Source organism: Bradyrhizobium sp. OAE829 (genome assembly GCF_040546575.1).
GTDB lineage: Bacteria > Pseudomonadota > Alphaproteobacteria > Rhizobiales > Xanthobacteraceae > Bradyrhizobium.
Window position 1 is genome coordinate 7083316 of the sequence record NZ_JBEPOE010000001.1, and the last position, 11714, is coordinate 7095029.

The following is an 11714-nucleotide window of genomic DNA, read 5'->3' on the forward strand; positions in this document are numbered from 1 at the left end:
CAGCATCCGGGGCACGATCGTTTTGAGATAGCCAGGAGACCAGTCATGGCCCCAGCCCCCGTGATCCGCTTGCACCCCGATGATGGCGTGCTGATTGCACGTTCCAGCCTGCCGGCGGGCATGGTCGTGGCCGACGGCGTCACCACGGTCGAGCGGATTCCCGCCGGCCACAAGGTGGCGATCAAGCCGATCGCGGCCGGCGAGCCGGTGCGGCGCTACGGCCAGATCATCGGCTTTGCGACGATTCCCATCGCGCCGGGCCAGCACGTCCACACCCAGAATTGCGGCATGGGCGATTTTGCCAAGGACTACGCGTTCGGCGTAGACGTTATCCCGACGCCGAATTTCGATCTGCCCGCGACCTTTGACGGCATTCGCCGTTCCGACGGGCGGGTTGCGACCCGCAACTATATCGGCATTCTCACCTCGGTGAATTGCAGCGCGCATGTCGCCGGTATCGTCGCTGACATGTTCAAGAAAAATCCGTTCACCGGCGACAATCCGCTGGCGGATTTTCCCAATGTCGACGGCGTGGTGGCGCTGACGCATAAGACCGGCTGCGGTATGACACAGGACGAGCCGCTGGCGCTGCTGCGGCGGACGCTCGGTGGTTACGCACGGCATGCGAATTTTTCGGCCGTCGTGGTGCTCGGCCTTGGCTGCGAGGTCAACCAGATCGGCGGGCTGATGCAGGAGCAGAAGCTCGCGGGCCGTCTGCGCGCGATGGACATCCAGGAAGTCGGCGGCACCCGCAAGACCGTGGAAGCCGGCGTCGCCTTTGTGCGCGAGGCGTTGATCGACGCGAATAAAGTGAAGCGCGAGCCGGTACCGGCGAGCGAACTGACCGTGGCCCTGCAATGCGGCGGCTCCGACGGCTATTCAGGCGTGTCCGCCAATCCGGCGCTGGGAGCTGCGAGCGATCTGCTGGTGCGCCATGGCGGCACCGTCATTCTTTCGGAAACGCCGGAGACCTATGGCGCCGAACATCTGCTGACGCGCCGCGCGGTCAGCCGTGAGGTCGGCGAAAAACTGGTCGGCCTGATGCGCTGGTGGGATGAATACACGGCGCGGGAAGGCGCCGAGATGAACGCCAATCCGAGCCCCGGAAACAAGGCCGGCGGCCTCACCACGATCCTTGAAAAATCATTGGGCGCGATGGCCAAGGCGGGCACCACCAATCTGGTCGACGTGCTGAACTACGCCGAGCCCGTCACCAAGAAGGGTTTTGTGTTCATGGATACGCCCGGCTACGACCCGGTCGCGGCGACCGGGCAGGTGGCTGGAGGTGCCAACCTGGTCTGCTTCACCACCGGCCGCGGCAGCGTGTTCGGCTGCAAGCCCGCGCCCTCGATCAAGCTTGCGACCAACACGCCGATGTACACCCGCATGGAAGAGGACATGGACGTCAATTGCGGCACCATCCTCGATGGCCAGGAGACCGTGCAGGAATGCGGCCAGCGCATCTTCGAGCTGATGCTGAAAACCGCCTCCGGCCAGCCGACCAAGAGCGAGAGCTTTGATTTCGGCGGCGCCGAGTTTGCGCCGTGGGTGATTGGCGCGACGATGTAGGGTCGCGCTCTCTTTTGTCGTCCCGGCGAAGGCCGGGACCCATAGCCACCGGCCTTGGTTTGGCGGAAGACGTCTGCGATCTTGCCTCACTGAAAAATCACGCGGTATGGGTCCCCCGATGCGCAATTGCGCATCTGAGCCTTCGCCGGGACGACGCGCGGATAGTTCCTAGGCACCCCGTGCCCGTTGTTAGTGCTTGATGTCGACCGGAACCAGTGTTCTGCTTAAAAAAGCTGCTGGAGTAGCCCGTCCGTGTCGATCTTCGTCGCACTACATCACGTTACGCACTACAAATACGACCGACCGATCGACATCGGGCCTCAAACCATACGTTTGCGGCCGGCGCCGCACACGCGCACGCCGATCCTGAGCTATTCGCTCAAGGTCACGCCGACAAATCATTTCGTGAACTGGCAGCAGGATCCGCAAGGCAACTGGCTGGCGCGATTCGTTTTCCCGGAGAAGGCGAGCGAGCTGAAGATCGAGGTCGATTTCTCGACCCAGATGACCGTGGTCAATCCGTTCGATTTCTTCGTCGAGCCCTATGCCACCAGTTTCCCGTTTCAGTATACCGACGACCTCAAGACCGAGCTGGCGCCATATCTCGCGACATCGGACGAGGGGCCGCTGTTTGGCGCCTACCTGAAGGACATCCCGCGTGAGGCCGACAGCACGGTCAATTTCCTGGTCGACCTCAACGCGCAGCTGCAGAAGAAAATCGGTTACGTCATCCGCATGGAGCCGGGCATCCAGACGCCGGAGGAGACGCTCGCTTCCGGCTCCGGCTCCTGCCGCGACTCCGCCTGGCTGTTGATCCAGATTTTCAGGCATCTCGGGCTCGCCGCGCGTTTTGTCTCCGGCTACCTCATTCAACTCCGCCCTGACATCGATCCGGTCGAAGGCCCGCGCGAGGTCGAAAGCGATTTCACCGACCTGCATGCCTGGGCCGAGGTTTACCTGCCGGGGGCGGGGTGGATCGGCTTCGACGTCACCTCGGGCATGCTGACCGGCGAAGGGCACATTCCCGTCGCGGCTACGCCGCATTACCGCTCGGCGGCGCCGATTTCGGGCAGTGCCGGCTTTGCCAATGTCGAGTTCGGCTTCGAGATGAGCGTCAAGCGCATCCGCGAGGCGCCGCGGATCACGCGGCCGTTCTCCGACGAATCCTGGTCACGTCTCGACAGGCTCGGGGAAGCCGTCGATGCCGATCTCAAACAAGACGACGTGCGGCTGACGATGGGCGGCGAGCCGACGTTCGTTTCGGTCGATGATCTGGAAGCGCCGGAATGGAACATCGCCGCCGTCGGTCCCACCAAGCGCACGCTGGCCGACGATCTCATTCGTAAGTTACGCGCGCGCTTTGCGTCCGGCGGTCTGCTGCATTACGGGCAGGGCAAATGGTATCCGGGCGAGAGCCTGCCGCGCTGGGCGTTCGGGCTCTATTGGCGCAAGGATGGCGTGCCGATCTGGAAGAACGCCGAGCTGATCGCGAGCATCGAAAATCCGCGCAAGGCCGAAATCGCCGACGCTGAACATTTTGCCGAAGGCGTCGCACAAAAGCTCGGACTCACGACCGACTACGTGCTGCCCGCCTTCGAAGACACCGCGCATTGGCTGCAGAAGGAAGCGGCGCTGCCGGCGAATGTCGATCCGACCGACTCCAAATTGGCCGATCCGGAAGAGCGCTCACGGATGGCGCGGGTGTTCGATTCCGGCCTCGACAAGCCGAAGGGTTACGTGCTGCCGATCCAGCGCTGGAACGAGGCCTTCAAGCACCCGCCTGGCCACTGGCGCAGCGAACGCTGGAAGATCCGGCGCGGCCATCTGTTCCTGTTTCCAGGCGATTCCCCGCTGGGCCTGCGGCTGCCGATCGCTTCGCTCGAACACATTCCGCCGGAAGAATATCCTTACATCGTCGAGCAGGATCCGATGGAGCCGCGCGACGAACTGCCAACGTCCGGCCAAGATCGGACGGAAGCCGAAAAGAAAAAAGAGAAGCCAAAGCTCGAGCCCGTGCGCACGGCGATGTCGATCGAAATCCGCGACGGCGTTTTGTGCGCCTTCATGCCGCCGGTCGAGAAACTGGAAGATTATCTGGAGCTGATCACGGCGGTGGAGGCCACCGCCGAAGAGCTGCAGCTGCAGGTCCATGTCGAGGGTTATTCGCCGCCGTATGATCCGCGCGTCGAAGTCATCAAGGTGACGCCCGATCCCGGCGTCATCGAAATCAACATCCAGCCGGCGCAGAGCTGGCGCGAGGCGGTCGACATCACCTTCGGCCTTTACGAGGACGCCGCGAAAACACGCCTCGGCGCCAACCGTTTCCTCGTCGACGGCCGCCACACCGGCACCGGCGGTGGCAACCACGTCGTGGTCGGCGGCAGCACGCCGCAGGACTCACCGTTCCTGCGCCGGCCGGATCTGTTGAAGAGTCTCGTGCTGTACTGGCAGCGCCATCCGTCGCTGTCCTATCTGTTCTCGGGCATGTTCATCGGCCCGACCAGCCAGGCGCCGCGCATCGACGAGGCGCGACATGACGGCCTCTATGAACTCGAGATCGCGCTCGCGCATGTGCCGCCGCCCGGTCTCGAGGCGCCGCTATGGCTGGTCGACCGCCTGTTCCGGCATATCCTCGTCGACATAACCGGCAACACCCATCGCGCCGAAATCTGCATCGACAAGCTCTATTCGCCCGACGGGCCGACCGGCCGTCTCGGACTGGTCGAGTTCCGCGCGCTGGAAATGCCGCCCGACCCGCGCATGTCGCTGGCGCAGCAACTCTTGATCCGGGCGCTGATCGCAAAAATGTGGCGCGAGCCGCAACAGGGCAATTTCGTGCGCTGGGGCACCACGCTGCATGACCGCTTCATGCTGCCGCATTTTCTCTGGGAAGACTTTTTGGGCGTACTCGAAGAACTCATGCACTCCGGCTACGAATTTTCGCCGGAATGGTATTCAGCGCAGCTCGAGTTTCGTTTTCCGGTGTTCGGCCGGGTCCATCACGGCGGCGTTTCGCTGGAACTGCGGCAGGCGCTGGAGCCGTGGCACGTGCTCGGCGAAGAGGGCTCGGCGGGCGGCACCGTGCGCTATGTCGATTCGTCGGTGGAACGGTTGCAGATCAAGGCGTCGGGCTTCGTCGAAGGCCGCCACGTCGTCACCTGCAACGGCCGGCGGATGCCGATGACGGCCACCGGCCGCTCCGGCGAAGCGGTCGCCGGCGTCCGTTTCAAGGCCTGGCAGCCGGCGTCCGGGCTGCATCCGACCATTCCGGTCCACGCCCCGCTGACATTTGATTTAATTGATACCTGGAACGGCCGCTCGCTCGGCGGCTGCGTCTATCATGTCGCCCATCCCGGCGGCCGCTCTTATGACACCAAACCGGTCAATTCCTATGAGGCCGAGGCGCGGCGGCTGGCCCGGTTTCAGGACCACGGCCACACCCCGGGCAAGGTCGATCTGCCGCCCGAGGAACGCACAATAGAATTTCCTTTGACGCTCGACTTGAGGACGCCGCTCCGGCACTAAAGGCGCTGAGATCGGAGAGTCGGATGGCGGGGCAAGCCGGCAGTCAGGATAACAAGGCCCGTCCGGGCCAGCGCCGGATGGCGCAATGGACCCGTGACTACGCCCGGCTGCCCGGAATTCCCGATGAATATATCGGCCCGGATGGCGCGCCCCGGCCGGCCTGGGCCCGGTTCTTCGACGCCTTTGCCGCGCTTTCGCCCGCCGACATCGAGCGCCGATTCGCCTCCGCCGACCGCCATTTGCGGGAAGCCGGCGTCACCTATCGCGCGCCCGGCGAGACCGCCGACCGGCTCTGGCCGCTGAGCCATCTGCCGCTGATCATCGACGAGACCGACTGGCGGCAATTGACCACGGGCATCGCCCAGCGCGCACAGTTGCTCGAAATGATACTGCGCGACCTCTATGGCGAGGGCCGGCTGGTCGCTGATGGCGCTGTGCCGGCGGCGGCAATCGCCGGCAGCAACGAATATCTGCGCGCGGTCTGCGGCGTCAAACCGCCGGGCGGCCGTTATCTGCATCTTTACGCTGCCGATGTCGGCCGCGGCCCCGATGGCCGCTGGTGGGTGCTCAGCGACCGTACGCAGGCGCCGTCGGGCGCCGGCTACGCGCTGGAAAACCGCCTGGTGCTGTCGCGCGCCTTCTCCAATCTCTACAAGTCGATGAATGTCGAACGCGTCGCGCCGTTCTTCGAGGCGTTCCGCGATTCATTGCGCGCGAGCGCCGACCGCGACGAGCCGCGCATCGGATTGCTGACGCCGGGCGCCTTCAACGAAACCTATTTCGAACATGCGACGATCGCGCGCTATCTCGGCTTTCTGCTGGTCGAGGGCGATGATCTCGCCGTCAGCGGTGACCGCATCCATATCCGCACCGTCGCCGGCCTGAAGCGGCTCGACGTGCTGCTGCGCCGGGTCGATTCCAATTTCCTCGATCCGCTGGAGCTCGATGCGTCGTCGCATCTTGGCGTCCCCGGCCTGATCGACGTGCTGCGCAAGAGCGGCGTCGTGGTCGCCAACATGCCCGGCTCCGGCGTGCTGGAGGCGCGGGCGCTGCTCGGCTTCCTGCCCAATCTGTGCCGCCGCCTGCTCAGCGAGGATTTGCTGATGCCGCACATCGCGACCTGGTGGTGCGGGCAGAAATCGGCGCGCGAGGAAGTGCTGTCGCGGCTCGACGATTTTGCGATCGAGGGCGCCTATGGCCGTGCCGTGCCGGGCTTTCCGGGCAGCGGACCCGTGCTTGCGGGCGAGTTGTCGCCGCCCGAGCGCGAGCGGCTCAGGGCTGCGATTTCCGACCGTGGCATCGACTTTGTCGGCCAGGAGCTGGTGCGGCTGTCGACGACGCCGACCTGGGAGAACGGCCGGATCACGCCGCGTCCGTTCGTGCTCCGGGTGTTTGCCGCCGCCACCCCGAACGGCTGGACCATCCTCCCGGGCGGCTTCTGCCGGATCGCCGATCAGCCCGATGCCCGTGCGGTGTCGATGGGCGACGGAGCGCGGTCGGCCGACGTCTGGGTGGTGTCCGACAAACCAATAGCGGCTTCGACGCTGCTGCCGGCGGCCGACACGGTGCGGATCAGGCGTATCGCCGGCGTGGTGCCGAGCCGCGCCGCCGACAATCTGTTCTGGCTCGGCCGCTATCTCGAACGCGCCGAGGCGACGCTGCGGCTGATACGCGCGCTCGGCACGCCGACGCGCGAGTCCGCCAAGGGCGCACCAACCGGCGCATCGACCGCGCTGCATTCGGTCGAGCGCATCCAGCGGCTTCTGGTGACCTGGGGCGCGACCTCGCAGGCGAGCCGGGCCAATTCCGCCAAGGTCGCCGCCGAGGCGCTGCAAAGCGCCGAAAAATTCGGCTCGGCACTGTCGCTGCTGCGATCGGCGCAGCGCACCGCGACTTCGCTGCGGGAGCGGCTTTCGCCCGATGCCTGGCAGGTCATCACCGAAATGGTGGAACGCCTCTCTGTGGAGGTCGACGATGATGACGGCATCGTCAGCGCCGCCGAACTCAGCCTGCAGGAGCTCGCGAGTTTTGCGGGGCTCGCGCAGGAGAACATGAACCGTGCTGCCGGCTGGCGCTTCCTCGAGATGGGCCGCCGCGCCGAGCGCGCCATCAACACCGCGCGGTTTGCCCGTCAGTTCGCCTATGACGAAGCCGGCGATGAGGACCTCGACGTTCTGCTGACGCTGGTGGATTGCCAGATCACCTACCGTTCGCGCTATCTGGTCGGGCCGGCGCTGGCGCCGGTGCGCGATCTGGCGGTGCTCGACCCCTACAATCCGCGCTCGGTCGCGTTCCAGGTGGCGGCGCTCAACGAGCACATTGCGAGCCTTCCGAGCCTCAAGGAGCATGGCTTGATCGAGCGGCCGCAGCGTCTGGCCGTGGCGCTGCAGGCGATGCTGACGACCGCGGAGGCCGCAGCGCTGGATGTCAAAGCCCTGTTCGCGCTGGAGCAGGATCTGCTCAATCTCGCCGACGCCATCGGCCTGCATTACTTCCCGCACGGACCCAATGCGAGCCGGCCGGAGAAGCTGACGGGCCTCGCGTGATCTACGACATCCGTCACGTCACGACCTACAGCTATGAGAGCCCGGTGAGTTTTGCGCGCTGCTCGCTGCGGCTCGAGCCGCGCAGCGGCGACGGGCAGCAACTGGTCTCGCATTCCGTCGAGATCCGCCCCAAGCCGGCGGAGCGCACGATACGGCGGGACTTTTTCGGAACCCATACCGAGAGCGTGCTGATCGAAGCCGCGCATCGCAGCTTGCGGATCGATTCCAGGTCGCGGGTGCAGGTATCGCGCCAGGCGCTTGGCCGCACCGCGCCGAGCCCGTCATGGGAAAACGTCCGCGACGTCGCCCTCGAGGCCTCGAGCCTCGGCCCCGCCTCGCCGGTCGGCTACGTCTTTGCAAGTTCACTGGTGCCGGTGCTTGGGCCGGTCACGGCTTACGCCGCGGCAAGCTTCCCGCAAGGGCAGGGCATTCTCACAGGCGCGGTCGACCTGATGCACCGCGTCCGCCACGACTTCAAATACGATCCGAAGGCCACCGTGATCTCGACGCCGCTGAGGGAAGTGTTTGAGAAACGCCACGGCGTCTGCCAGGACTTTGCCCATGTGATGATCGCAGGCCTGCGCGGCCTCGGGCTGCCGGCGGCCTATGTCAGCGGTTACTTGCGCACCTATCCGCCGGCGGGGAAGCCGCGCCTTCAGGGCGCCGACGCCACCCACGCCTGGGTGTCGGTGTGGTGTGGCCGCGAGATCGGCTGGATCGGGTTCGATCCGACCAACGACCTCCTGGTCGAGAACGACCACATCATCCTGGCGGTCGGGCGCGACTTCTCCGATGTCTCGCCGGTCGACGGCATCATCGTGGGCTCGCGCAAGCAGAAGCTCGCGGTGGCCGTGGACGTGGTGCCGGTGGAGTAATCCAATTAGGGCCCAAACGTGCGTCCGAAATCAAAATCTCGAAAACAACCCCATGCAAAGATAGAATGGGGCCGGCGGGCGCGGCGTTGATGACAGGGAGTGATCAGATGATACTCAATCCGGATCATATCACGATCGCAGTGGCAGACGCCGACCGGGCGATCGAGTTCTTCGCGCTGCTTGGCTTCAAAAAGGGGCACGTCGCGACGATCGACGGTGGCCTTCCCGCCCGGTACATGGGCATGCCGAGCATGAAAGCGCAGCACATCACCCTTGTGCTTGAAGGCGCGGATCCTCATTTCGAGATCCAGCTACTTGAGTTTGACCCGACCCCGGGGACCGATCCGGGTGCGCACCCGACCAATCTGCGAAAACTGGGCTTCAATCATCTCGCGTTCCGCGTCGACGACATTGAGGCGGCCACCGCGCACCTCGTGGCCAACGGCGTAACCGTGCTGAGTGACGAGATGGACTACATCAGCCGAAAGCTGCGGCTCTTCGAGGGTCCCGAGGGCATCACCGTAGAGTTGGTACAGTGGGGCGGCTCAGACGCTTCCAGCTAGGGTCTCCAGCTCGCGCACCAGGTTTATCGCATCGCCCGGACAGCGACAGCAGCTCGACGTTTCGGCTCCTCACGCTTGATAGCGGGCACCGGATTTGTCGTTTGCTGGCTTCGCTGGGCGAGGTGCGCGTCACCCCAGATCCACAAGGCACGGATGACCGGCTCCAACGATTGTCCCTGAGCTGTCAGCGAATATTCGACGCGGGGTGGCACTTCCGCAAAGATCGTCCGGCTGACGAGGCCGACTTCCTCGAGCTCGCGTAACTGCCGGGTCAACATGCGCTGCGTGATTTTTGCCAGGCGGCGTCTCAATTCATTGAAGCGCAGTGTGCCCTTCAGGAGATGATAGAGGATGATCGCCTTCCATTTTCCGTCGATCAAATCCAGCGTCACTTCCACGGGACATCCGGCTGCGCAGTCGTACTTCTTGGCGAACAGGTCTTGCATGGTTCACTCCGTGGTACCTAGTGCCAGCGCTGTGCGTACTTGCTGGATATAACCCTAGCGCGCTATCTCTGTTACGCAAGTTCGGCACTCATTGTTGGCGGACTCGATCGACCGGCGTGACGCGCGCACGGTAGACGACATGCGAAATCTCGCGATGAGTGCCTCGGGACAACAAGCGTTCAGATTTTATTGCGACCAAGCCCGCGGCGGAGCGACGACCGCGGCGGGCAAGGAATTAACTCGTCGAAATTTGGAAACCCTTCAACGAGGAAAACGAAATGCGTATCAATGTGCCCGCACTCATGGTCGCGCTGGCGGCGGCGACGCCCGCTTTTTCGCAACAGCAATCCAACACCGTGACCACAGAGATAGTTGCCCGGTTGCCGCAATCCGTCGGCAACATCGCATTCACGCCCGACAATCAGGTGATCTTCAGTCATCATCCCTTTTACAGTCCTGACGTGCGCGTGGCGAAGCTCACCTCGGCTACGACCTTCGAGCCGTTCCCGAACGCGGAATGGAATACGCCACGAAAAGGCAGCGACCAGTATCTGGACAATGTCCTGGGGTTGCGGTCCGACGAGAATGGTGTCGTCTGGATGATCGACATGGGCTTCCGCACGAAGATCACGCCGAAACTCGTCGGTTGGAATACAAATGCCAACAGGCTTGAACGCATCTACTACATGCCCGAACCTGTAACGCGGCCCGGATCGCAGCCGCAGGACATCGTCATCGACCACAAGAACCGCAAATTCTACATCGCCGACGAGGATATCGGGCCGGGCGGTGACGGTTCGAAAGCAGCGATCATCGTCATCGACATAGACAGCGGACGCGCCCGGCGCGTTCTGGAAGGTGACAAGTCGACGATCCCGGAGAACATTCCGATCACCGTCGACGGCAATGACCTGACTGTTCCCGGCAAGGACGGAAAGCCGGTGATCATCAAGGTCGGTTGCGACGGGATCACCATGGATGCGAAAGCCGAATGGCTCTACTACGCGCCGCTGAACGGCCGCAGCCTGTATCGGATCCGGGTGGCCGATCTGAACGATGAAAGCCTTTCGAATGCTCAACTGGGCGCAAAGGTGGAGCGTTACTCGGACAAGCCGAACAATGGCGGGCTGTCCATCGACTTCGCGGGAAACATCTATCTGACGGCGGTCGAGACCAAATCGGTCGGCGTCATCACGCCGGATCGCAAATACCGCACGCTCGCCAGCGACGCCGAGATGGTCTGGCCCGACGGTATTTCATATTCGCCGGACGGCTACATGTATGTATCGGCGTCGCAGGTTTCCGCTGCCGCGATGTTCCACGGCGGCAAGGCCGAGAACAAGTCTCCGTACCTGATATATCGCTTCAAGCCCCTGGCGGCCGGGGTCGTCTCTCGCTGACAGACAGCGCAGTCCGAGCGCGGGCGCTTGCTCGGTTTCGGTTCGCATAGCAATCAAGTTTACGCAGACTGCGTAGACTTATCTGCGATAGAAAACGCGCAAAACAAGAACTTGAGCGTCGGTTCTGATTCGATCAGAACCGATCATGCCCTAGGCAACTGAGGAGACCTTGTCTGGCTGGCAAGCGCGCTTGTCTGCGAAGGCTGTGTTGATGGCGTCGTGGAAGCGACGCAGCCAGTGCTCGGCCGTATTGGCGCGCGCTTCGGCTTCGGCCAGTCGTTTCGTGAGTTGTTCTACCTTCGCCTCACTCGCAATCAATCTTTCCTGGAGGCTGGCAATCTGTTGTGAAGCCTCAATTCTTTTCGAACGTGAATGCTGCAACAGTTCGAACGCCTTGGCCTGGATCTTGTGCGAGTGGCTTTCCACCATCTGCATCGCCTGGGCGGCGCCACTGATCAGCTCGAGGGCCTGAAGATGGTCCGGAGAATCGGCGTCTTTCAGCAGGGCCGTGGGTGACGGGACTGCCGGGGCTGACAGGACCTCTTCGAGTTCGAAGCTGAAGTCCGAATCACCCTGGTCCTCCGTCCGCGGTACAACGAGGTTGTAGACGTGAGGGCGGCGGATTGCGTTTGGCTGCCTGATAGTGGCTCTGCTCTCCCGGGCCATGGTTGGTTCTCCTCCAATTCGCTAGGGCCGTGCCGGCACAATCGCAAGCGTATGGTTAACAAATGGTTAATGCACACACGTGAAAAGGAAGGTCGAGGGTTGCTACCTCTTGGCGTTGCCGGAT

The 11714-nt window shown here is 63.5% G+C and carries 8 protein-coding genes; 6 read left to right on the forward strand and 2 right to left on the reverse strand.

The features are described from left to right. The first annotated feature begins 45 nt into the window (after window positions 1-45). The 5 genes from ABIE49_RS33885 (at window position 46) to ABIE49_RS33905 (ending at window position 9078) form a co-directional block, all read left to right on the forward strand. Window positions 46-1569 (forward strand): UxaA family hydrolase, encoded by a 1524-nt coding sequence (locus tag ABIE49_RS33885; protein WP_192737344.1) that lies wholly within the window; start codon window positions 46-48, stop codon window positions 1567-1569. Window positions 1570-1821: 252 nt separating this feature from the next. Continuing rightward, window positions 1822-5094 carry a transglutaminase family protein gene (locus tag ABIE49_RS33890; RefSeq protein ID WP_192737345.1) on the forward strand — a complete coding sequence of 1091 codons (3273 nt, stop codon included), beginning with the start codon at window positions 1822-1824 and terminating at the stop codon, window positions 5092-5094. 23 nt (window positions 5095-5117) lie between these two features. Further along, the gene (locus ABIE49_RS33895) at window positions 5118-7640 is read left to right on the forward strand and encodes a circularly permuted type 2 ATP-grasp protein (protein ID WP_192737346.1); all 2523 of its coding nucleotides are present in this window, start codon (window positions 5118-5120) and stop codon (window positions 7638-7640) included. Then, window positions 7637-8515 (forward strand): transglutaminase family protein, encoded by an 879-nt coding sequence (locus tag ABIE49_RS33900; RefSeq protein ID WP_192737347.1) that lies wholly within the window; start codon window positions 7637-7639, stop codon window positions 8513-8515. Before ABIE49_RS33895 ends, ABIE49_RS33900 begins: the two co-directional genes overlap by 4 nt. A gap of 107 nt (window positions 8516-8622) precedes the next feature. Further along, on the forward strand, window positions 8623-9078 hold the full coding sequence (locus tag ABIE49_RS33905) for a VOC family protein (protein ID WP_192737348.1): 456 nt from the start codon (window positions 8623-8625) through the stop codon (window positions 9076-9078). A 23-nt stretch (window positions 9079-9101) separates the two neighbouring features. Here ABIE49_RS33905 and ABIE49_RS33910 read toward each other — a convergent pair whose 3' ends face one another. Then, window positions 9102-9524 (reverse strand): winged helix-turn-helix transcriptional regulator, encoded by a 423-nt coding sequence (locus ABIE49_RS33910; RefSeq protein WP_192737349.1) that lies wholly within the window; start codon window positions 9522-9524, stop codon window positions 9102-9104. A gap of 278 nt (window positions 9525-9802) precedes the next feature. On the opposite strand from ABIE49_RS33910, the gene ABIE49_RS33915 reads away from it, so the two are divergent. Then, window positions 9803-10924 (forward strand): L-dopachrome tautomerase-related protein, encoded by a 1122-nt coding sequence (locus tag ABIE49_RS33915; RefSeq protein ID WP_192737350.1) that lies wholly within the window; start codon window positions 9803-9805, stop codon window positions 10922-10924. Window positions 10925-11074: 150 nt separating this feature from the next. On the opposite strand, the gene ABIE49_RS33920 is transcribed toward ABIE49_RS33915, so the two are convergent. Next, window positions 11075-11590 carry an ATP synthase subunit B family protein gene (locus ABIE49_RS33920; RefSeq protein WP_192737351.1) on the reverse strand — a complete coding sequence of 172 codons (516 nt, stop codon included), beginning with the start codon at window positions 11588-11590 and terminating at the stop codon, window positions 11075-11077. Window positions 11591-11714: the final 124 nt, after the last annotated feature.